Source organism: Pseudomonas sp. C11 (genome assembly GCF_034683865.1).
Taxonomy (GTDB): domain Bacteria; phylum Pseudomonadota; class Gammaproteobacteria; order Pseudomonadales; family Pseudomonadaceae; genus Aquipseudomonas.
On record NZ_JAWIIP010000006.1, the window covers coordinates 276258 to 299952 of the forward strand.

Below are 23695 nucleotides of genomic sequence, written 5' to 3' on the forward strand. Positions count from 1 at the left end.
GCCGCGACGCAATCGATCAGACGCCCAGATAATCCAGGATACCTTCGGCGGCGTTCCTGCCCTCGAAGATCGCCGTCACCACCAGGTCGGAACCTCGCACCATATCGCCACCGGCGAAGATCTTCGGGTTGCTGGTCTGGTGCTTGAAGGTGTTCTTCTCCGGAGCCACGACGCGGCCCTGGCTGTCGGTCTGGATCTCGAACTGCTCGAACCAGGGCGCCGGGCTCGGACGGAAGCCGAAGGCGATCAACACGGCTTCGGCCGGGATGACTTCCTCGGAGCCCGGAATCGGCTCGGGGCTGCGGCGGCCGCGGGCATCCGGCTCACCGAGACGGGTCTCGACCACCTTGATGCCTTCCACCTTGCCGTCGCCGACGATGGCGATGGGCTGGCGGTTGAAGAGGAACTTCACGCCCTCTTCCTTGGCGTTCTTCACTTCCTTGCGCGAGCCCGGCATGTTCTCTTCGTCACGACGGTAGGCGCAGGTCACGGACTTGGCGCCCTGACGGATCGAGGTGCGGTTGCAGTCCATCGCGGTGTCACCACCGCCCAGCACCACGACGCGCTTGCCCTTCATGTCGATGAAGTCTTCCGGCGACTTCTCGAAACCGAGGTTGCGGTTAACGTTGGCGATGAGGAAGTCCAGCGCGTCATAGACGCCCGGCAGATCCTCACCCGGGAAGCCGCCCTTCATGTAGGTGTAGGTGCCCATGCCCATGAATACGGCATCGTACTCATCCAGCAGTTGCTGCATGGTCACGTCCTTGCCGATCTCGGTATTCAGGCGGAACTCGATGCCCATACCGGTGAAGACTTCACGGCGACGGCTGAGCACGCTCTTCTCCAGCTTGAACTCGGGGATGCCGAAGGTCAGCAGGCCACCGATTTCCGGGTTCTTGTCGAACACCACCGGGGTCACGCCGTTGCGCACCAGTACGTCGGCACAGCCCAGGCCGGCCGGGCCGGCGCCGATCACCGCGACACGCTTGCCGGTCGGTTTGACCTTGGACATGTCCGGGCGCCAGCCCATGGCGAAGGCGGTGTCGGTGATGTACTTCTCCACCGAACCGATGGTCACCGCGCCGAAGCCGTCATTGAGGGTGCAAGCACCTTCGCAGAGGCGATCCTGCGGGCACACGCGGCCGCAGACTTCCGGCAGGGTGTTGGTCTGGTGCGAGAGCTCGGCGGCGGCCAGGATGTTGCCTTCCGAGACCAGCTTGAGCCAGTTCGGAATGAAGTTGTGCACCGGGCACTTCCACTCGCAATACGGGTTGCCGCAGCCCAGGCAGCGATGCGCCTGGTCGCAGGCCTGCGCCGGCTTGAAGTTGTCGTAGATCTCGACGAATTCCTTCTTGCGCTGGCGCAGCAGTTTCTTCTTCGGGTCTTTGCGCCCGACCTCGATGAACTGGAAGTCGTTGTTCAGACGTTCAGTCATTGCATTACCTCATAACAGCAGCGGCAAGCATCAAGCTGCAAGCTGCAAGACAATCACGTTGGATCGGCAAGCCCGGAGCTGCTTCTGACTGGCAGCTAAGGGCTTGCCGCTTGCGGCTTTACTGTGGGTTGGCACGTGTGCTGGACAGCAGCGACTTCAGACTCGCAGCTTTCGGTTTCACCAGCCAGAACTTGCGCAGGTAATCGTCCAGGTTTTCCAGCAGGTTCTGCCCCCACTCGCTACCGGTTTCTTCGACATACTCGGCCAGCACGCTTTCCAGGTGGCTGCGGTAAGCCTCCATCGCCTCGTTGTTGATGCGTTGGATTTCCACCAGCTCGTGGTTGACGCGGTCGTAGAAGCCGTTGTCCATGTCGAGTACGTAGGCGAAACCACCGGTCATGCCCGAGCCGAAGTTGTAGCCGGTCTTGCCCAGTACGCAGACGAAACCGCCGGTCATGTACTCGCAGCAGTGATCGCCAGTGCCTTCCACCACGGCGTGAGCGCCGGAGTTACGCACGGCAAAACGCTCGCCCGCAGTGCCGGTGGCGAACAGCTTGCCGCCCGTGGCGCCGTACAGGCAGGTGTTGCCGATGATGGCGCTGTCCTCGGTGGCGAACGGGCTGCCAGCGGGCGGGGTGATGACGATCTTGCCTGCAGTCATGCCCTTGCCCACGTAGTCGTTGGCGTCGCCTTCCAGGCGCAGGTGCAGACCACCGGCGTTCCACACGCCGAAGCTCTGCCCGGCAGTGCCCTTGAAGCGGAAGGTGATCGGGGCATCAACCATGCCCTGGTTGCCATGCACACGGGCGATCTCACCGGAAATGCGCGCACCGATGGAGCGGTCGCAGTTGCCGATATTCAGCTCGTACTCACCACCGGTTTTGTTGGCGATCGCGTCCTTGGCCATTTCCACCATCTTCTCGGCCAGCAGGCCTTCGTCGAACGGCGGGTTCTTCGGCACCTGGCAGAACTGCGGCTTGTCAGCCGGAATATTGGCGCTGGCCAGCAACGGCGACAGATCCAGGTTGCCCTGCTTGGCGGTTTCGCCCGGCAGCACTTCGAGCAGATCGGTACGCCCGATCAGCTCTTCCAGGCTGCGCACGCCCAGCTTGGCCAGCCACTCGCGGGTTTCCTCGGCGACGTAGGTGAAGAAGTTCATCACCATCTCGACGGTGCCGATGAAGTGATCCTTGCGCAGCTTGTCGTTCTGCGTGGCCACGCCGGTGGCGCAGTTGTTCAGGTGGCAGATACGCAGGTATTTGCAGCCCAGGGCTACCATCGGCGCAGTACCGAAGCCGAAGCTCTCGGCGCCGAGGATGGCCGCCTTGATCACGTCCAGACCGGTTTTCAGACCACCATCGGTCTGTACCCGCACCTTGCCGCGCAGGTCGTTGCCGCGCAGGGTCTGGTGGGTTTCAGCCAGGCCCAGTTCCCACGGCGCACCGGCATAGCGGATGGAGGTCAGCGGCGATGCGCCGGTACCACCGTCGTAACCGGAAATGGTGATCAGGTCGGCATAGGCCTTGGCCACACCGGCAGCGATGGTGCCGACACCGGCTTCCGCCACCAGCTTGACCGACACCAGCGCCTTCGGGTTGACCTGCTTGAGGTCATAGATCAGCTGCGCCAGGTCTTCGATCGAGTAGATATCGTGGTGCGGCGGCGGCGAAATCAGGGTCACACCCGGCACCGCGTAGCGCAGCTTGGCGATCAGGCCGTTGACCTTGCCGCCCGGCAACTGGCCGCCCTCACCGGGCTTGGCGCCCTGGGCCACCTTGATCTGCAGCACTTCGGCGTTGACCAGGTATTCCGGGGTCACGCCAAAGCGGCCGGTGGCCACCTGCTTGATCTTCGAGCTCTTGATGGTGCCGTAGCGGGCAGGGTCTTCGCCGCCCTCACCGGAGTTGGAGCGACCACCCAGGCGGTTCATCGCCTCGGCCAGCGCCTCGTGCGCCTCTGGCGACAGCGCGCCGAGGGAGATACCAGCGGCATCGAAGCGTTTGAAGATCGACTGCAGCGGCTCGACTTCGTCGAGACTGATCGGCGTGGCGGATTCCTTGACCTTGAGCAGGTCGCGGATCATCGATACCGGACGGGTATCGACCAGCGTCGAGTATGCCTTGTACTTCTCGTAGTTGCCCTGCTGCACGGCTTCCTGCAGCGTGCGCACCACGTCCGGATTGTAGGCGTGGTATTCGCCGCCGTAGACGAACTTGAGCAGACCGCCCTGCTGGATCGCCTTGCGGTTGTTCCAGGCCTCCTGGGACAGCAGCTTCTGCTCGCTTTCGATGTCGACGAAACGCGCGCCCTGGATGCGGCTGGCCACACCCCGGAAGCACAGTTCGGTGACTTCGTCAGCCAGGCCGACCGCCTCGAACAGTTGCGCACCGCGATAGGACGCGACCGTGGAGATACCCATCTTCGAGAGGATCTTCAGCAGGCCCTTGGAGATGCCCTTGCGGTAGTACTTGAACACTTCGTACAGATCGCCCAGCACTTCGCCGGTGCGGATCAGGTCGCCCAGCACTTCGTAGGCCAGGAACGGGTAGACCGCCGAGGCGCCGAAGCCCAGCAGCACGGCGTAGTGGTGCGGGTCACGCGCGGTGGCGGTTTCCACCAGGATGTTGCAGTCGCAGCGCAGACCTTTCTCGGTCAGGCGGTGATGCACGGCGCCGGTGACCAGTGCGGCATGCGCCGGCAGCTTGCCTGGAGCGATGTGGCGGTCGGTCAGCACCAGCAGCACCTTGCCCGCACGTACGGCTTCCTCGGCCTGGTCGGCCATATTGCGCACGGCGGCTTCCAGACCCAGCGACTCGTCGTAGTTCATGTCGATGACATGACGGTCGAAGCCGGGGCGATCCAGGTTCATCAGCGCGCGCCACTTGGCCGGCGAGATCACCGGGCTGCTGAGGATCACACGGGTGGCGTGCTCCGGCGACTCGCTGAAGATGTTGCGCTCGGCGCCCAGACAGATTTCCAGGGACATGACGATCGCTTCGCGCAGCGGGTCGATCGGCGGGTTGGTGACCTGGGCGAACTGCTGGCGGAAGTAATCGTAGGGCGAGCGCACGCGCTGGCTGAGCACGGCCATCGGCGTGTCATCGCCCATGGAGCCCACGGCTTCCTGGCCCTGCTCACCGAGCGGGCGCAGCACCTGGTCACGCTCCTCGAAGGTGACCTGGAACATCTTCATGTACTGCTTGAGCTGATCCGGGTCGTAGAAAGCCGAACCATGGTCGCGGTCTTCCAGCGTCGCCTTGATGCGCTGAGCATGCTTGCGCAGCCACAGCTTGTAGGGGTGGCGCGACTTCAGGCGGCTGTCGATGGACTCGGTGTCCAGCACCTGGCCGGTTTCGGTGTCGACGGCGAGGATCTGCCCCGGGCCGACACGGCCCTTGGCGATGACGTCCTCGGGCTGGTAATCCCACACGCCGATTTCGGAGGCCAGGGTGATGTAGCCATTCTTGGTGGTGACCCAGCGCGCCGGGCGCAGACCGTTACGGTCGAGCAGGCAAACGGCATGGCGGCCATCGGTCAGCACCACGCCGGCCGGGCCATCCCAGGGCTCCATGTGCATGGAGTTGTATTCGTAGAACGCACGCAGGTCGGCGTCCATGGTCTCGACGTTCTGCCAGGCCGGCGGAATGATCATGCGCAGGCCACGGAACAGGTCGATGCCACCGGTGACCATCAGTTCGAGCATGTTGTCCATACTCGAGGAGTCGGAGCCAACGCGGTTGACCAGCGGGCCCAGCTCGTCGAGATCCGGGATCAGCTCGTTGGCGAACTTGGTGCGACGGGCCTGCGCCCAGTTGCGGTTACCGGTGATGGTGTTGATCTCGCCGTTGTGCGCGAGATAGCGGAAAGGCTGCGCCAGCGGCCACTTCGGCAGGGTGTTGGTGGAAAAGCGCTGGTGGAAAACCGCGATGGCGGTCTGCAGGCGCTCGTCACCCAGATCGGGGTAGAACTGCTGCAGATCCGCCGGCATCATCAGACCTTTGTAGATGATGGTCTTGTGCGAAAAGCTGCAGATGTAGTGATCGCTATCATCGGCGTTGGCCACCGACGAGCGACGGCGGGCGCTGAACAGCTTGATGGCGAATTCCTGGTCGGACAGGCCATCACCACCGATGAACACCTGCTCGATCTGCGGCAGACGCTCCAGCGCCAACTGGCCAAGCACGCTGGTATCGATCGGCACCTTGCGCCAGCCCACCAGTTGCAGACCGGCCGCGAGGATTTCGCGGTTCATGTTCTCGCGCGCGGCTTCGGCTTTGGCCGAGTCCTGATTGAAGAACACCATGCCCACGGCATATTGCCCGGGCAGTTCGACGCCGAACTGCTCCTGGGCGATGGCACGCAGGAATTGATCGGGCTTCTGGATCAGCAGGCCGCAGCCATCACCGGTCTTGCCGTCGGCGTTGATACCGCCGCGGTGAGTCATGCAGGTGAGGGCCTCAATAGCGGTCTTGAGCAGGTGATGACTAGCCTCACCTTGCATATGGGCGATCAAGCCGAAGCCGCAGTTATCCTTGAACTCATCAGGACGGTACAAACCTGCTTTCATAGGGGAAACTCTCACCAGGCTGCCTAGACTTCAGGCAAATTACTTTCTAATTCAATTACTTAAACCCGAAAAGCGGGCACGGGCCAGCTTTGCACAGGCAAAAGGGAGGTCATTGTACATATCCGCCCACGGCGTCACAAATTTTCGTGGCGAAGGGGTGAAAATTTATGTCGCAAAAACGAAGGATAAGGCGCAAGGGTCGTGCTAGAGACCGAATGGTCATCTTTGATGAGGCCCGGCCGCGCAGACAGCCCAGCCCGTAACCTCGAGCGGTTCGATTGAATGCTGTTTGGAGTGAACAGGCAAGAGGAAAGGGCGGTCGTTACACCGCCCTCCGCAACGACGGACTAGCGGCTCATTTCCTGCTGGATGCTGCCGATGGTTCGCGGCCAGGGCTTCCCGGCCTGCAGCTTCGCCGGCAGCGTCTTGACAGCAGCCTGCGCTGCATCGCGACTGGCAAAACTACCGTAGGTAAGCACGTACAGGGGCTGCCCTTGGTGGATCTTCTTGAAGTAGTGATATTCGCTGCCGCCCTGACGCACCATGGCCTGAATATTGGCCTCCGAACGAGAACCCACCACTTGCAATGCATAACGCGAGGCCGGCTGCTGAGCATACCAGTTGTCACTTGACGGACTTGGCGCTGGCGATTTCGCGGGAGCAGGAACAGGTGCCGGCTTTGCAGCTACAGGCTCTGCTGGCTTGGGCTGCACGACAGGCTTGGGTGCAGGTGCAGGTGCAGGTGCAGGTGCAGGTGCAGGTGCAGGTGCAGGTGCAGCAGGGATTGACGCAGAAGGCGCCGTTACCGTCGAGGGCTGCGGTACAGCCGGGGGCTCGAAATCATCCAGCTCCTCGCCTGCCGCCTCGGCCAAGGGCTGACGGATTACAGTTTGCGACTCACCAACCAGAGGCAACGGCAGCGGCTGACTGTTACCAGCAAACTCGATCGCAGGCGCAGCACCGCCCTCACGAGCAGGAGCCACTTCGTCTTCCTGCACCCCGCTCTTTGCTGACTCCAGCGGCAGCGCAGAGCTTGCGACCGGCACATTGGCCGGGCTCGTCTCACGCCCCTGCATCAACCAGGCTGCAACCACGCCGATCAATACAACGCCAAGCGCCAATAGGTGCTTCTTCGGCAGAGAGAAAGAAAAACCACGGCGACGCCCATCCGAGCGCTGCGCCAACATCTGCTCGATCAGAATCTCACGCGCCTCGGTATTTATCGCACCCGGCCAGCCGCCGGAACGCTGATGAATATCTTCGACCTGCTCTTCGCTCAGAATATCGACGCCCTGCCCTGCCCCCTCCAGACGCTGCGCGAGGTAGTCGCGCGTCTCATCCTCTGCGTAAGGCTGCAGCTCTATCGCGTGATAGCACTCCTCGCCCCCAGCCAAGGCCTCAAGACGCGCCAGCAAATCGTCCTTGGCAAAAAGGAACACATGCGGTCGCCCTTCACCATCACCGGCAGCGAGCGCAAGCACCACCTTGAGCGCAGCATCATCCAGCTGATCGGCATCGTCGATCAGGAGGTAGACCTCCTGCCCGGTCAGGGCCAGTTGACCGATCTGGTTCAGGATACTGCGTGTATCGGCACTCGCCAGCGACAATCCCTGAGCGACCTGACGCAGCATCGCCTCACCGCCCTGAATACCCTGGGCGATGACCACACTCTGTACCGCCTGCTTGTTGGTACTGGCAACCAGCGCCTGACGCAACAAGGTCTTGCCACTGCCCTCAGGCCCAGTAACCACCAACAGCAACTGGCTGTAGCGAGCCAAGTGGTGCAACTGCCCCAGCACGGGCTTGCGCTGCGCCGGAAAGAACTTGAAGCCAGGCACTCTCGGCGCAAAAGGGTCGTGACTGAGCTGGTAATGGGCTAGAAACGCTTCGTCAGCGTGCAAACTGGTCATGGATCACTCTTCAAGCGTTGATCGAGCGGGCCAGCGCAGCGTAATCCGCTCGCAGCGTGGCATCGAGAATCTCTCGCGGATAGTCGGCCGTCACCACGGCCTCACCCAGGCGCTTCAGCAGCACCAGGCGCAACTGACCATCCAGCACTTTCTTGTCCACAGCCATGTGTGCCAGGAACTGCTCCGGCGTCATGTCCTGCGGCGGCACAACTGGCAGACCGGCAGCCTGCAACAAGCGGATACCACGATCACGCTCTGCTGTGGCCAACCAGCCCAGGCGATGCGACATTTCCAGCGCCATCACCGTGCCTGCAGCAACAGCCTCACCATGCAGCCAGACACCATACCCCTGCTCGGTCTCGATGGCATGGCCAAAGGTGTGCCCCAGATTCAGCGTCGCACGAATACCCGACTCACGCTCATCAGCACCAACCACTCGCGCCTTGGCCGCGCAGGAGCGCTCGATGGCCTCGGTCAGTGCCTGTTGATCGAGCGCACGCAGAGCCGACATATTCTGCTCGAGCCAACCGAGGAAAGGTTCATCGCAGATCAGGCCATACTTGATGACCTCAGCCAGACCAGCCGACAACTCGCGAACCGGCAGGGTATTGAGCGTCGCGGTATCGATCAGTACGGCATTGGGCTGATAGAACGCCCCAACCATGTTCTTGCCCAGAGGGTGGTTGATTCCGGTCTTGCCGCCGACCGAAGAATCTACCTGAGAGAGCAGCGTGGTCGGCACCTGAATGAAATCGACGCCGCGCTGATAACAGGCAGCGGCAAACCCTGCCATATCGCCGATAACACCGCCACCCAGAGCAACGACCGTGGTACGGCGGTCATGTCGCGCGGTCAGCAATCCGTCGAAGATCAGTTGCAGGGTTTCCCAGTTCTTGAAGGCCTCGCCATCAGGCAACACCACTGAGGCGACACTGTATGGCGCGAGAGACTGCTGCAATGCGTGCAGATAAAGCGGGGCGACCGTTTCATTGGTGACGATCGCCACCTGACGCCCCGCGATATGCTGTGCCAGCAACTCAGAACGACACAGCAGGCCTTGGCCGATGTAAATGGGATAACTGCGTTCGCCGAGATCAACGTGAAGAGTCTGCATGACGCCCCCAGGATGGAAAGGCCGCTAGGATAACGCAGTTCGCCCTACGCTTTAACGGGGCGAAAGCGTCTCCAGCCGAGCGAGGATCTCTTGGACGACCATACGTGGAGGCCGCTCATCCGTCTCGATGATGACGTCGGCCACCTCACGATAAAGCGGGTCGCGCAACGCCATCAGATCGCGCAGCACTTGAGCAGGGTTGGCCGTACGCAAAAGAGGGCGATTGCGATCACGCGCCGTACGGTCGATCTGCTGCTCGACGGAGGTATGCAGATAGACCACACGACCGCCTGCGTGCAAGGCACGCCGGTTCTCCGGACGCATCACGACGCCACCGCCAGTGGCCAGCACCAGACCATCCTGCTGCGCCAGCTCGGCGATCACCGCCTGCTCGCGCTCCCGAAACCCCTGCTCCCCCTCAACATCGAAGATCCAGGGAATGTCGGCACCGGTACGCTGCTCGATCTCCTTGTCGGAGTCCTTGAAGGGCAAACGCAGTTCTTTGGCAAGCAAACGCCCGATGGTGCTCTTTCCAGCCCCCATCGGGCCTACGAGAATTACATTCCGCACTTAGGTCATCGATTCACGGCAATGGCTTGGGTATTCATGATACGCGGCGTGAGAAAGATCAACAGCTCTTCTTTCTGATCCTGCACAGTATCCCGCCTGAACAGGCGCCCGAGATAAGGCAAATCCCCCAAGAACGGAACCTTATCGACAGAGGAACTCTGGGTATTTGAGAAAACGCCGCCAATCACGATTGTCTCGCCGTCATTAACCAAAACTTTGGCATTAACCTCGTTTTTCTTGATCGGCGGCACACCCAACACCTCATTCTGGTAGTCGGGCTCATCTTTATTCACCCGCACTTCAATAATGATTCGATTATCAGGAGTAATCTGGGGGGTCACTTCTAGGGCCAGAGCTGCCTCCTTGAAGGAAACAGTTGTAGCACCACTAGAACTGGACTCCTGATAAGGAACCTCAGTACCTTTTAGAATTTTTGCAGTTTCCTTGTCGGAAGTTACCACTTTGGGCTGAGAGACAACTTCGCCATTACCTGTTTTCTCCATTGCCGAAAGCTGCAAATCGAGAATGGCGTTATCCGTGATAAATCCAATACCAATGCCGGAAGTGCTATTGGTAGCCCCCATATCAACGAAAGGAACAGGCACGTTAGTAGTTCCAACTGTAGGGCGAGTACATGCACCACCAAAGGGCCCACAACTACCAGCACCTTCCGGGTCAACGCCCGTGGCACCATCCTTACCGTAGGAGCGCCATTTCGATCCAGCCCCACCTAAAGTGCCGCCCCAGCGAACGCCCAAACTTTTGTCATACCCCACATTGGCTTCTACGATACGCGCTTCAATCATCACCTGACGCACAGCCACATCCAACTGAGCAACGATGCGGCGCAGCTCATCAAGGCGCTCCTGAGTCTGATAAGCAATGATGCTGTTGGTACGGTCATCAACTGCAAGCGATCCACGCTCTTCCACCGAAGCGCCACTACCAGTACCACTTGCACCGCCGCCAGTACTGGTAACCGACTGGAATAACTTGGCGATATCTGCAGCCTTGGCGTAGTTGACTTGAATCAACTCGCGACGCAGCGGCGCGAGCTCGGCGATTTGTTTCTGCGATTCCAACTCTTGACGCTCACGCGCAGCGATTTCATCAGCAGGCGCAACCAGCAACACGTTGCCCATCTTGCGCTTATCCAATCCCTTGGTTTTCAGAACCAGATCCAGCGCCTGATCCCAAGGAACATTCTGCAGGCGCAACGTGATATTGCCGGCAACGGTATCGCTGGCGACCAGATTCAGATCGGTAAAGTCCGCAATCAACTGAAGAACCGAGCGAACATCGATGTCCTGAAAATTGAGCGACAGCTTTTCACCCGTATAGGCAAATCGATCTGCGTTGCGACGCTCTACATCCTCCTGACTGATCGGCTTGACACTCAACGTCAGCTTGTTGTCGGTCTGGTAGGCGAGGTAGTCGTACTGACCAACCGGCTCGATCAGGATACTGGCCTTGTCGCCCGTACCGGTCGCGCTAACGAATTGCACCGGCGTGGCAAAATCCTTGACATCCAGACGCACGCGCAGCGACTCGGGCAGCTGAGTCTTGGCGAAGTCGAGACGAATCTTCCCGCCCTGCTCCTGAATATCCGGACTCACCGAGGCATCGGACAGGGTGATGACCACATTGCCTTCACCCTGTTCGCCACGTTGAAAATCGATATTGCTCACCGCCTTGGTTTGCACGCCATAGGTCTTATTTTGCGGAGCCTGAACGACCGGAGCCGGTGTCGCAGCAACAGGACGGCTCGCTGCAGATGCCGCATCACCTACGAGAACATAGAGATCGTTGCCCTCGACGCGCGTGCTGTAAGGCGTCAGAGCAGTCAGGTTGACGATCAACCTCGTACGATCCTTGGCCTCGACGAAGGTCACGCTGCGCGCATTCCCAGCGCCCAGCTCCTTATTCTTGGTGCCAAGCTTGTTGGATACACCCGGAAGATCGAGAGCGATACGCGCCGGTTGCTCAATGGTGTAACCACGAGGAGCTGCGACCGGCTCATCGAAGGAGAGCTTCAGCTCGATACGATCGCCTGGCAGGCTTGCGACATCCATACCCTGAAGATTCGCAGCCAGAACCGAAGGCGATAACAGTACCGCCATCAGTGCGACGCTCAGACGCGAGAGAGAGCCATTCATTTTCGTACCCTGCTTGGCAGACAGATTATTGGTATTCATTTCTTCATTTGCTCCTTCAAGAGCGCTCCTTCAAGGGCAGCGTACGAGGACGCTCCAGCCAGCCACCCTCACCATCAGGAACGATCTCGATCACATCGATTCTGGACTCGTCGATAGCAGTGATCTTGCCGTCATTACGCCCCAGATAATCGCCAACCTTGACCCGATGAACCCCACCTGCGCCGCTAACCAGCGCGAAAAGCTCGTGTTCATTCCTCAAGGATCCCACCATCTGGAATGTTTCGATGTTGAAACCTTCCAGGAACTGTTTGACTCGGCTTTCGTCAGGCTTGATTTCCTTTGAACCCTTCTGACGAGCGACGACGTCGATCTTGATGGGGGGCTGGAACGGGCTTCGCAGTGATGCAGCCTTGTAAGTGAAGCTCTCGTAAGGCTGAAAAGTCGGAAGGGGTTCTATTGCACCTTTCGGCTTGGCACGCACCTCGTCCATATAGGCACGCAAATCAGAAAAATCCCCACCCGCTCCACAACCTGCAAGCAGGGAAACACTCACCACGAGAGCCATGCGAGCAAAACGCATCATTGAGCCCCCTTGTCGTTGTAGCGATAGGTTTTAGCCATGATTTGCATGCTCAACCGGGTGGAGCTGTCGGCACCAGCCGGTGCCAATTCAAAGTCATGCAGGGTGACGATACGCGGCAGACTGGCCACACCACTGACGAAGGTCGCGAGGTCGTGATAAGTGCCCGTGACCTTTATCTGAATCGGCAACTCGATATAGAACTGTTGCGTCACTTCAGGCAGCAACTTGATTTCCTGAAACTCCAAACCGCTGCCCAATCCGGTGCGCGTAATATCCTCCAGAAGGCCAGGAACTTCAGTATCACTGGGTAATTGCTTGAGCATTGCCCCAAACGACACCTCCATTTCCTTCATCTGCTCCTTGTAGGCTTCAAGATTCGCAGCCTGAAAGGCCTTGCTGGAGAATTGCTCCTTGAGCGTAGTTTCCTCTTGCTGGCTTCGCTCCAGAGCCGCCTGGAGATCTTTCAGGTGAAAGTTGTAACCCAGAACCAGCACAACGATAAACAACAGCAAGCCCGCAATGAACTTGACCGGCCCCGGCCACGACCCAACGTTATTAACATCGAGTTCATTGATATCTACACTGCGCAAACTTTCCAGAGACTCGCGAATACTCATTTCCCGGCCTCCGGCTGCTGCTGATCGGGCTGCGTCTGCTTGACCGTCAACTGGAATACGTTGGCCTGATCCACCGCGCCAGCCGTGACGGCTTTCACCTCGGTCAGATTAGGCGCCGTCAGCCACTCGGAGGCATCGAGATTACGCATGAGATTGGAAACCCGGTTATTGGACTCGGCAGCCCCGACGATGGCGATGTCCTTGCCATTCATCTTCACGCTGGTGAAATACACACCATCAGGCAAGGTTCTTACCAACTGGTCGAAAATGCGCCCGATGATCGGCCTGTTACCCTGCAAGTCCTGAATGATCTTCATCCGCTCAAGCAACTGCTGACGACGCGTTTTCAGCTCGCTGATCTCCTTGATTCGCGCATCCAGAACCGCGATTTCCTTCTTGATGAAGCCATTTCGTGCGTTCTGGTTATCAATAGCTGAAGACAGCATCTGGTCACCCAGAAAGACGAGGCCTGCCGCGACAATCAGCACGCCAACCAGACTGACAAGAAAGCGCTGCTTGCGCTCTTCTCGTAGCTGTTCACGCCAGGGAAGTAGGTTGATCCGTGCCATCAGTCGAAACTCCTCATCGCCAGACCACAGGCAATCATCAGTGACGGCGCATCACTGGCCAGCGCACCAGCATTGACCTTGCTGCCCAGCGCCATGTCGGCGAAGGGATTGGCCACGAGGGTTTGCGTTCCGATCTTCTGCTGAATGAGACGATCGAGATCAGGTATCGATGCCGTGCCACCAGCCAGGAGGATGTAGTCGACATCATTGAACTGCCCAGCCGCGAAGAAGAATTGCAACGAGCGCGACACCTGCTGAACGACCGCTTCCTTGAAGGGCTGCAACACTTCGGCATCGTAGTCGTCCGGCAAGCCGCCCTGCTTCTTGGCCAGCCCGGCCTCCTCAACGGAAAGACCATAACGGCGCTGGATTTCCTCGGTCAGTTGCTTGCCACCGAAGAGCTGTTCACGGGTGTAGATGGTGCGCCCGTTGTGCAAAACACTCAGCGTCGTCATGGTGGCGCCGATATCCACCACTGCGACGGTCAGCTCATCGTGCCCGGCACCCAACTGCGCCTCGAGCAGACCATAGGCACGCTCCAGAGCATAAGCCTCGACATCGACGACCTTGGCAGTCAGCCCAGCCAGGGCGAGCGCTGCCTCACGCACTTCGACGTTTTCTTTTCGACAGGCCGCGAGCAGCACCTCGACACGCTCGGGGTTGCGGGCCGCAGGCCCCTGAACCTCGAAATCGATGGCCACTTCTTCGAGCGGGTAAGGAATGTATTGGTCGGCTTCGATCTTCAGCTGGTTCTCCAGATCGTCGTCCGAAAGCCCGGCTTCCATCTCGATGGTCTTGGTAATCACGGCGGAACCCGCCACCGCCACTGCAGCGCTCTTGACGCCACTCTTGGCCTTGACCAGCACGCGAGAAATCGCCTGCCCCACCCCTTCGAGTTCGGCGATGTTCTTTTCCACCACAGCATTCGGCGGGAGCGGCTCGACGGCGTAAGCCTCTACCTTGTAGCGGCTTCCCGAGCGACTCAATTCGAGGAGCTTGACCGAGGTCGAGCTGATATCGATCCCCAGCAGCGTATTCGCTTTCTTCTTGAAGAGCCCTAGCACGACCGTTTTCCTATTGGCATCCGCGACTTACGGACTATTTATGTTTTTCCACATTAAATATCAGTCTTGACAGAAGCGCAAATGGCTACCCCGAGGAAAAAACGCTTATAATGTGATCAGTTTTTCCCTTTTAGCCTCGGCTACTGCTTAACTCATTCTTTTACTTGGAATTCCTGACATTTTGATGCGCCTGCTGAAGTTCTTCTGGTGGTCTTGCGTTGCCGTATTTTGTGGACTGTTGCTCAGTTTAAGCGGCGCATACCTTTATCTTAGTCCTACCCTTCCGTCCGTCGAGTCGCTGCGCCAGGTTCAGCTGCAGATCCCGCTGCGCGTCTACAGCAGCGATGCCAAGCTGATTGCCGAGTTCGGTGAAATGCGACGCTCCCCCATTCGCTTCGACGAAATCCCCAAGGACTTCATCAGCGCACTGCTTGCGGCCGAGGACGATAATTTCGCCAACCATTATGGCGTCGATGTGACCAGCCTGATGCGCGCTGCCACGCAATTATTGAAGAGCGGCCAGATACAGAGCGGTGGCAGCACCATCACCATGCAGGTGGCGAAGAACTTCTTTCTCACCAACGAGCGCAGCTTCTCGCGCAAAGCCACGGAAATTCTTCTGGCACTGCAGATCGAACGTGAGTTGAGCAAGGACGAAATCCTCGAGCTCTACGTGAACAAGATCTACCTCGGCAACCGCGCTTACGGTATCGAGGCAGCCGCACAAGTCTACTACGGCAAATCCATCCGCGATCTGTCGCTGGCTCAGATGGCCATGATCGCCGGCCTGCCGAAGGCGCCGTCGCGCTACAACCCGCTGGTCAACCCGACCCGCGCCAAGGAACGTCGTGACTGGATTCTCGGTCGCCTCTATCGACTCGGGCGCATCGACCAGGCCCGCTATGAGAGCGCGCTGGCCGAGGAAGTGGATGCCCGCTACCACGTCCCCACTCCCGAGTTGAACGCCCCCTACATTGCCGAGATGGCGCGAGCCGAAATGGTTGGGCGCTACGGCAGCGAGGCGTACACCGAGGGCTACAACGTCACCACCACCGTGCCCGGCAATCTGCAGGAGATCGCCAACACCGCGCTACGCGACGGGCTGATCGCCTACGACCAGCGCCATGGCTATCGCGGGCCGGAAAGCCGCCTCCCCGGCATGACACGGGAAACCTGGCTGACCGAGCTGGGCAAGTTCCGCACCATAGGCGGCCTGGAACCCGCGGTCGTCACGCAGGTGGAGAAGAGCGGCATTCTCGTGCTGACTCGCAACGGCGAAGAACAGGCCGTGTCCTGGGACAGCATGAAATGGGCACGCCCCTTCCTCAATACCAACAGCCTCGGCCCGCGCCCACAGCAACCAGCGGACGTGGCCAAGGTCGGCGACATCGTCAGGGTGCAACGCCAGAGCGACGGCAGCCTGAACTTCGTGCAGATTCCCGCCGCGCAGAGCGCGCTGGTTTCGCTCGATCCTTACAGCGGGGCGATTCAGTCTCTGGTCGGCGGCTTCTCCTTCGACCAGAGCAACTACAACCGCGCGGTACAGGCCAAACGCCAACCTGGCTCCAGCTTCAAGCCCTTCATCTATAGCGCCGCGCTGGACAACGGCTACACTGCCGCGACCCTGGTCAACGACGCGCCGATCATTCTCTCCGACGACTACCTGTCGCAGAAATGGCGGCCGAAGAACGACAACAACACCTTCCTCGGCCCAATCCGTCTGCGGGAGGCGCTGTACAAGTCGCGCAACCTGGTTTCGATTCGCCTGCTGCAGGATCTCGGAGTCTCTCGCACACTCGATTACATCCAGCGTTTCGGCTTCAGTGAGCAGGATCTGCCACGCAATCTGTCGCTGGCACTCGGCACGGCCAGCCTCACACCGCTGGAAATTGCCGAAGGCTGGGCGACCTTCGCCAACGGCGGATACAAGATCGAGCCTTACCTGATCCAGCGCATCGACGACCGCAACGGCAAGACACTGTTCCGCGCCAACCCCGCCCGGGTTCCCGGCACGGCTCCGGCGGCGAATGACGCCAGCCTGGCGGTCAGCACCGACAACGAGCTGCCGGTGGAAGAACCGAAGGTCGCCGCACAGATCATCGACGAGCGCACGGCCTACATCATGACCAGCATGCTGCAGGACGTGATTCGTCGCGGTACCGGCCGCCGAGCGATGGCGCTGGGCCGTAATGACCTGGCCGGCAAGACCGGCACCACCAACGAGTCCAAGGACAGCTGGTTCTCCGGCTATAACGCCGACTACGTCACCACCGTATGGGCCGGCTTCGATCAGCCGGAAAGCCTGGGCCGCAACGAGTACGGCGGCACCGTGGCGCTGCCGATCTGGATGAACTACATGGGGCCGGTGCTCAAGGATCGCCCCAACCATGCACCCAAGGAGCCGAAGGGCATCCTGACCCTGCGGGTCGATCCCGTCAGCGGTCGCGCGGCATCGCCCGGCACGCCGGACGCCTACTTCGAGGTGTTCAAGAGCGAGGATTCACCGCCGCCGATGAATGAGTTCGAACCAGGTAGCGGCGCGCCCGGCAGCCCTCTGCCCGCCGATGAAATGGCGCCGATCGATCTGTTCTGAAGCCAGCTGCAAGCCGCAGGCAAGAGCCTGTCGCTTGCAGCAAAATCGCACTCAACAAAAAACCCGCCTAGGCGGGTTTCTTGTTTGCTGCATCCAACGGCTTAGCCGTTGAACACCTCATCCACCGAGCTCAGCGGGTAGTGCTTCGGATAGGGCAGCGTGGCTACGCCGGATTCGATCGCAGCCTTGGCCACGGCATCGGAGACCACGGTGATCAGACGCTTATCCATCGGTTTCGGAATGATGTACTCGCGACCGAAGCTCAGGGAATCGACACCATAGGCGTCGCAGACATCCTGAGGCACCGGCAGCTTGGCCAGATCACGCAGCGCCAGGGCAGCGGCGATCTTCATTTCCTCGTTGATGCGGGTGGCACGGACGTCCAGCGCTCCACGGAAGATGAAGGGGAAACCGAGCACGTTGTTGACCTGGTTCGGGTAGTCGGAGCGACCGGTTGCCATGATCACGTCGTTGCGGGTGGCATGAGCCAGTTCCGGCTTGATTTCCGGATCCGGGTTCGAGCAGGCGAACACGATCGGGTTCGGCGCCATGCGTTGCAGGTCTTCCGCGCCCAGCAGGTTGGCACCGGACAGGCCGACGAACACGTCGGCACCTTCCAGCGCATCGGACAGGGTGCGCTTGTCGGTCTCGGTGGCGAACACGGCCTTGTACTGGTTCAGATCGTCACGGCCGGCGTGGATCACGCCCTGACGGTCGATCATGAAGATGTTCTCGACCTTGGCGCCCATGCTCACCAGCAGCTTCATACAGGAAATGGCGGCAGCACCGGCGCCCAGGCAGACGATCTTCGCTTCTTCGAGCGTTTTGCCGGCGATTTCCAGCGCGTTGAGCATGCCGGCAGCGGTAACAATGGCAGTACCGTGCTGGTCATCGTGGAACACCGGGATGTCGCACTGCTCGATCAGCGCGCGCTCAATCTCGAAGCATTCGGGGGCCTTGATATCTTCCAAGTTGATGCCGCCGAAGGTGATGGAGATGCGTTTTACCGTGTCGATGAAGGCCTGCGGGCTTTCCGAATCGACTTCGATGTCGAACACGTCGATGCCAGCGAAGCGCTTGAACAGTACGCCCTTGCCTTCCATGACCGGCTTGGAAGCCAGCGGGCCGAGGTTGCCCAGGCCAAGGATGGCGGTACCGTCGGAGATCACGGCGACCAGGTTGCCTTTACCGGTATAACGGTAGGCCAGTTCGGCATCACGGGCGATTTCACGCACCGGCTCGGCAACGCCTGGGCTGTAGGCCAGCGACAGGTCGCGGGCGGTGGAAGTGGCCTTGGTCAACTCGACGCTGAGCTTACCGGGACGGGGCTGAGCGTGATATTCGAGAGCGGCAGTTTTGAGATCAGACATAGTGGCGTTCCGCTTTTGTTGCTGTTGAATGGGCAGGCGGCCGAGGATACGCAAGTTGTATACAGCTCGACAAGACTGTTCGGTCGCGCTGTAACCGTCGACTCAGCGTAACGTCTTCACCCAGTCTCCAGCGCGCGGTTCACCGCTCGGGTAAAGGTTATTGAGCAGACGCAAACGCGCTTCGCCTCCCTCCGCAGCAGCGCCCTGGCCGACTAGATTCGCCAGACGCTGACCCGCTTTCGCACGCACCAGTTGCAACCGCACCGGCTGCGCCAGTTTGCGCTCCTGCGCCGTGAGCGCACGGAAGCTGCGAATCACACTGAGGAAACGCTCATCCTCGGTCTCCAGCGAAGCGCGCCCCTTGACTGCCGCCACGAACAGAAAGGCGCTGTCTCCGCGATAGATCACCGCCACCCGACGAGCCGACTGCCCAGGCAGTACGGCGGTATAACCCCGCAACGCCCCAACCTGCAGAGCCTCACCTGCAACGAGGCGCTGGCTACCGGCGCGCTTACGCAGGAACTCCGCAGGCGTGAGACGCTTGTCTGCTGCCTCGAGCGTCATGGCAATGAAGGCCTGCTCATCTGTGCTGTGGCCGATCAACACGTCCGGGCGATTGACCATCTGCCACCCCGGCGGATAGCTCAGGGTGAAATCCAGCGGCCCGTGATAGAAATGCTGACCGCGCCGAATGCCGCTGGATGCCGAGTCACCGAACACCAGGCCATCGAGCATCTGCAGGAAGACATCGCGCCCCACTTCCTGCTGTCCACCCGCCAGGGCACGGGCCGGGCCGATCACTTCCTGCAGGCGTCGGTCGTTGTCCGGGTGCGTATCAAACAGACCGTGATAGCCACCACTGTCGGGCACCGCCTCTCCGCGCTTGGCGGCCTGATCCTGGGCGAAGGTCTCCTGATTCTTCAGCACCTTGACCACTTCGATCATCGCCTGCGGGTCGTAGCCGGCACGTGCCAGATACTGCGCGCCGATACCGTCGGCCTCCAGTTCCATATCGCGACCATAGCCACGTACGAAGGCATTGCCCATGACATTGGCGACATCGCCCACCGCGCCAACGCCGGTACCGATGGCTGCGGCCTGACCGAGCAAGCCCCAGGCCATCGACTGGCTCTGCTGGCGCACGCTATGACGTGCCGTGACGTGACCGACCTCGTGACCGAGCACCGCGGCCAACTCGGCTTCGGAGTTGAGGTAAGCGAGCAGGCCGCGATGGATATAGATGTAGCCGCCAGGCAGGGCGAAGGCGTTGACGTCCGGACTATCCACCAGCGTGAAGACGTACTTGAGCTGATTGCGATGACTGCTGCGCGCAACACGCTCGCCGACGCGCTGGATATAGGCCTGCAGCCTGGCGTCGTCGTAGCGAGGGTTCTGCTTGAGAATTTCCTGGTTGTAGCGGGCGCCGAGATCCAGTTCCTGGCGCTCGCTCATCATCACGAAATCGCTGCGCCCGGTTGCCGGGTTGACCGCGCAGCCGGCCAGCCAGGTAAATGCCAGACACATCAGCAACATACGCATCATGGCAGCACCTCCAGCATCGCAGGATGGGTCAATGGCAACAGCCAGCGCGCCTGGCCCGACCTGCTCTCGCCTCGCGCCTGTCGATCGATCACCCAGCCACGCGCCTCGACACGCCGCCCATTCAGCCGCGACAGGGCGCGCTCGTCGAACACCGCGAGCAACTCGGGTGCCACGCGCAGTACGCGATTGCCATCCATCTCCAGCCACAGACCGCCACGATTGCGCTGCACATCGGTGATGCGTCCGGCGATCAGGGCGAAGCCACTACGGCGCAACTGCCCCGCCTGCTTGACCTGCTCATATCGCCACAAGCCCAGGCGCTGCTGGCGTGCCTTACGCTCGGCCTGCACCTGGCAGCCCACCAATTGCGTATTGGGCGCGAAAGCGACCATGAAACCGAGGCCTTCACTGAGTAACTGAGCTTCGAGGTTATGTCCACTGCGGTCATACAGATGCGCCAGGGTACGACCGTAATGATCCTTTCCCTGCTTGCCAGGCTGCACGCCAACCTTGCCGCCACTGGCCTCGACCAGCGCCTGCAGGCGGCGCTTGGCCTGCACGGCATAGGGCTCGTCACTGCGTCCCTTGCGCCCCAGCTCCGGGGTATTGATGCCGATCAGGCGCACACTTCGACTATCGACCAGGCGCAGCGTATCGCCATCCACCACCTGGCGCACGGCAACCTGCGGCAGGTCGGCCCGCACCGGGCAGAACGCCTGGGCGAATTCCAGCCACAGCAGAGAAACGAAAAAGGCGCCCACCAGGGACGCCTTTTTCAGATTCACGGAAAGGTGCATGGCACGTTCCGTTATCGTTCGGTCGCTTACTTGGCGCCGAATACGCCGAAACGCTGCTTGAAGCGATCGATACGGCCGCCAGTGTCCAGCACTTTCTGCTTACCGGTGTAGAACGGGTGGCACTCGGAGCAAACGTCCAGGCTCAGGTTCTTGCCCAGGGTGGAGCGGGTCTTGATCACGTTGCCGCAGGAGCAGGTGGCTTCGATCTCGACGTAATTCGGATGGATATCGGCTTTCATGGTGCTTTCCTCGGGGTAGTCGTGCCGCCACCCGACCCAACGTCAGGCACCGCACAGAAATAGGCCGCGAATCTTACCAGACGTTCAGGGCTATGCAAGCCGCGCAGAGCGCCGACTGTCGCATGCTAAGATCGCTCGCCCAGCCATGGAGCCCCTGCGTGCCCGACCTGATCCTGCGCCTTGCCTTGCCTTCGCCGCTGCGTCGCCTGTTCGACTACCTGCCGCCTGCCGGCGTGTCGCGCAGCGCTCTGCAGCCGGGTGCGCGCCTGCGCGTGCCGTTCGGCCGGCGGGAGATGATCGGCATTCTGATAGAGGTCGACAGCCACAGCGAAGTGCCGCCCGACAAGCTCAAGCCCGCGCTCGAACTGCTCGATGCACGCCCACCACTGCCAGCCTCACTGTTCAAGCTCTGCCTGTGGACGGCGCAGTACTACCAGCACAGCCTCGGCGACACCCTGAGCTGGGCGCTTCCGGTGCTGCTGCGCCAGGGTGAGCCGGCGCAGGTGCACCAGGAGCGCTATTGGCTGGCCAAGCCCGGTGCCAGCGTCGACGACCCGCGCCTGGCCCGCGCACCGCGCCAGCAGGAAGCACTCAAGGCCCTGGCGCAACATCCGCACGGTGTCGCTCACAGCCTGCTCAGCCAGTTGCAGCTCAATCGCGACAGCCTGCAACTGCTGCATGAGAAAGGCCTGGTCAAGGTCGAGCTGCGGCGTAACCAGCCACACGCCAAACCCGGGCATTGGCTGGCGCAGCCCGAGCTGCCGCTGAATGCCGAGCAGCGTGCCGCCGTCAACGCCGTGGCTTCGGGCTGGGGGCGCTTCAACGCCTACCTGCTGGCCGGCGTGACCGGCAGCGGCAAGACCGAGGTCTACCTGCAACTGATCCATCAGTGCCTGGAGGCCGGCAAACAGGCGCTGGTACTGATCCCCGAGATCAACCTCGGCCCGCAGACCTTCGACCGCTTCGCCCGCCGCTTCAACGCCCGCATCGCCCTGCTGCATTCGGCGGTGAATGACCGTGATCGCCTCGATGCCTGGCTGGCGGCGCGCGATGGCGAGGCCGACATCATCATCGGCACCCGCTCCGCGCTGTTCACGCCGATGAAGAACCCTGGCCTGATCATCGTCGACGAGGAACACGATGCTTCCTATAAACAGCAGGAAGGCCTGCGCTATCACGCCCGCGATCTGGCCCTGGTGCGCGCCCGCCAGGAAGACCTGCCCATCGTGCTCGGTTCGGCCACGCCCTCGCTGGAAAGCCTGCACAACGCCCACAGCGGCCGCTATGCCCTGCTCAAGCTGACCCAACGCGCTGGCGGCGCCAGCCAGCCGCGCTTCCTGCGTCTGGACGTCAAGAGCCGGCCACTGGACTCGGGCATCTCCGGGCCGATGCAGCAGGCCATCGCACAGACCCTCGCGACGGGTCAGCAGGTGCTGGTATTTCTCAACCGCCGTGGCTTCGCTCCAACACTGCTCTGCCACGACTGCGGCTGGTTGTCGGAATGCCCGCGCTGCGATGCGCGCATGACCGTGCACCAACGCTACCAGGAACTGCGCTGCCACCACTGCGGCCATATCGAGCGCCAACCGAGCAACTGCCCCAAGTGCCAACACGTCGACCTGCGCCCGGTCGGCGCCGGCACCGAGCGCGCCGAAGAGCGCCTGGCCGTGCTGTTCCCCGATTACCCGGTGCTACGCATCGACCGCGACAGCACTTCACGCAAGGGCGCGATGGATCGCCTGTTCGCCACCATCAACAAGGGCGAGCCGTGCATCCTGGTCGGCACGCAGATGCTCGCCAAGGGCCACCACTTCCCACGGGTGACCCTGGTGTCGATCCTCGATGCCGATGGTGGCCTGTTCTCCGCCGACTTCCGCGCCAGCGAGCGCATGGCCCAGTTGATCGTGCAGGTGGCGGGCCGCGCCGGGCGTGCCGAGGAGCCAGGCAAGGTGATCATCCAGAGCCATCTGGCCGACCATCCGCTGCTGGTGCAATTGACCGAACAGGGCTACTTCGCCTTCGCCGAACAGGCGTTGAGCGAACGCCGCGCCGCCGGCCTGCCGCCGTTCTGCCACCTGGCCCTGCTGCGCGCCGAAGCGCACAAGCCCGGTCAGGCCGAGGCCTTTCTCGACGAAGCCTGCAGCGAAGCCGAGCACCTGCTGGGCGAGCTGGGCCTGAGCGGCATCGAACTGCTTGGCCCGATCCCCGCACCGATGGAGCGCCGCGCCGGCCGCTTCCGCGCGCAGCTGCTGCTGCAGAGCAACGCCCGCGCACCACTGCATCGCCTGCTAACACCCTGGCTGCAGGCGCTGGAGCAGATGCCCGGCGGCCGCGCGGTGCGCTGGTCGCTGGACGTCGACCCGATCGATCTGTTCTGAGCCGACGCGCTGTGACAGTCCGCAGGGTGGGCCGGGCGGCGTCCCGCTTCAGCGCACCATCAGCGGCCAGTCTTGGTGGGCTGAAGCCCACCCTACACATGGAAACGCAGCACGCTTTTCCTTGTCGCTTGTGGCTTGCAGCTCGCAGCTGCTCTTATAATGCTCAGTTTTCGACCGAGCCAAGGCATCCG

16 protein-coding genes are annotated in these 23695 nt (G+C 61.1%); 2 read left to right on the plus strand and 14 right to left on the minus strand.

The window, feature by feature from the left end; genetic code table 11:
* Window positions 1-16 precede the first annotated feature (16 nt).
* The 10 genes from VC352_RS12305 to VC352_RS12350 all read right to left on the minus strand — a co-directional run bounded on the left by VC352_RS12305 (window position 17) and on the right by VC352_RS12350 (window position 14585).
* On the minus strand, window positions 17-1435 hold the full coding sequence (locus VC352_RS12305) for an FAD-dependent oxidoreductase (RefSeq protein WP_322979843.1): 1419 nt from the start codon (window positions 1433-1435) through the stop codon (window positions 17-19).
* Between the two features lie 118 nt (window positions 1436-1553).
* Complete coding sequence (gene gltB / locus VC352_RS12310; protein WP_322979844.1) at window positions 1554-6002, minus strand: glutamate synthase large subunit; 4449 nt, start codon at window positions 6000-6002, stop codon at window positions 1554-1556.
* Between the two features lie 347 nt (window positions 6003-6349).
* Window positions 6350-7912: an SPOR domain-containing protein gene (locus tag VC352_RS12315; RefSeq protein ID WP_322979845.1), complete on the minus strand. Its 1563-nt coding sequence runs from the start codon at window positions 7910-7912 to the stop codon at window positions 6350-6352.
* A 10-nt stretch (window positions 7913-7922) separates the two neighbouring features.
* Complete coding sequence (gene aroB, locus VC352_RS12320) at window positions 7923-9026, minus strand: 3-dehydroquinate synthase (RefSeq protein ID WP_322979846.1); 1104 nt, start codon at window positions 9024-9026, stop codon at window positions 7923-7925.
* Window positions 9027-9077: 51 nt separating this feature from the next.
* The gene (gene aroK / locus VC352_RS12325) at window positions 9078-9596 is read right to left on the minus strand and encodes a shikimate kinase AroK (protein WP_322979847.1); all 519 of its coding nucleotides are present in this window, start codon (window positions 9594-9596) and stop codon (window positions 9078-9080) included.
* 5 nt (window positions 9597-9601) lie between these two features.
* A complete protein-coding gene (gene pilQ, locus VC352_RS12330) occupies window positions 9602-11752 on the minus strand; it encodes a type IV pilus secretin PilQ (protein WP_322979870.1) in 2151 nt (716 codons plus the stop codon).
* Between the two features lie 55 nt (window positions 11753-11807).
* The gene (gene pilP / locus VC352_RS12335; protein WP_416340152.1) at window positions 11808-12332 is read right to left on the minus strand and encodes a type 4a pilus biogenesis lipoprotein PilP; all 525 of its coding nucleotides are present in this window, start codon (window positions 12330-12332) and stop codon (window positions 11808-11810) included.
* The gene (pilO, locus tag VC352_RS12340; RefSeq protein WP_322979848.1) at window positions 12332-12952 is read right to left on the minus strand and encodes a type 4a pilus biogenesis protein PilO; all 621 of its coding nucleotides are present in this window, start codon (window positions 12950-12952) and stop codon (window positions 12332-12334) included. The genes pilP and pilO overlap by 1 nt, the downstream gene beginning before the upstream one ends.
* On the minus strand, window positions 12949-13521 hold the full coding sequence (gene pilN / locus VC352_RS12345) for a type 4a pilus biogenesis protein PilN (protein WP_322979849.1): 573 nt from the start codon (window positions 13519-13521) through the stop codon (window positions 12949-12951). Before pilN ends, pilO begins: the two co-directional genes overlap by 4 nt.
* Window positions 13521-14585: a pilus assembly protein PilM gene (locus VC352_RS12350; protein WP_322979850.1), complete on the minus strand. Its 1065-nt coding sequence runs from the start codon at window positions 14583-14585 to the stop codon at window positions 13521-13523. The genes pilN and VC352_RS12350 overlap by 1 nt, the downstream gene beginning before the upstream one ends.
* A 184-nt stretch (window positions 14586-14769) precedes the next feature.
* Here VC352_RS12350 and VC352_RS12355 point away from each other — a divergent pair, with 184 nt between their 5' ends.
* Window positions 14770-17178 carry a penicillin-binding protein 1A gene (locus tag VC352_RS12355; RefSeq protein WP_416340153.1) on the plus strand — a complete coding sequence of 803 codons (2409 nt, stop codon included), beginning with the start codon at window positions 14770-14772 and terminating at the stop codon, window positions 17176-17178.
* Window positions 17179-17279: 101 nt separating this feature from the next.
* On the opposite strand, the gene VC352_RS12360 is transcribed toward VC352_RS12355, so the two are convergent.
* The 4 genes from VC352_RS12360 to rpmE form a co-directional block, all read right to left on the minus strand.
* The gene (locus VC352_RS12360; RefSeq protein ID WP_322979852.1) at window positions 17280-18548 is read right to left on the minus strand and encodes a malic enzyme-like NAD(P)-binding protein; all 1269 of its coding nucleotides are present in this window, start codon (window positions 18546-18548) and stop codon (window positions 17280-17282) included.
* A gap of 102 nt (window positions 18549-18650) precedes the next feature.
* Window positions 18651-20090 carry a M48 family metalloprotease gene (locus VC352_RS12365; RefSeq protein WP_416340155.1) on the minus strand — a complete coding sequence of 480 codons (1440 nt, stop codon included), beginning with the start codon at window positions 20088-20090 and terminating at the stop codon, window positions 18651-18653.
* Entirely contained in the window at window positions 20087-20887 is an 801-nt protein-coding gene (locus tag VC352_RS12370) for a thermonuclease family protein (protein ID WP_322979853.1), read from the minus strand. Before VC352_RS12370 ends, VC352_RS12365 begins: the two co-directional genes overlap by 4 nt.
* A 26-nt stretch (window positions 20888-20913) precedes the next feature.
* A complete protein-coding gene (gene rpmE, locus VC352_RS12375) occupies window positions 20914-21126 on the minus strand; it encodes a 50S ribosomal protein L31 (protein ID WP_014821726.1) in 213 nt (70 codons plus the stop codon).
* Between the two features lie 158 nt (window positions 21127-21284).
* Between rpmE and VC352_RS12380 the strand changes: the two genes are divergently transcribed.
* Window positions 21285-23504, plus strand: a complete 2220-nt coding sequence (locus VC352_RS12380) for a primosomal protein N' (RefSeq protein WP_322979854.1) — start codon at window positions 21285-21287, stop codon at window positions 23502-23504.
* Window positions 23505-23695: the final 191 nt, after the last annotated feature.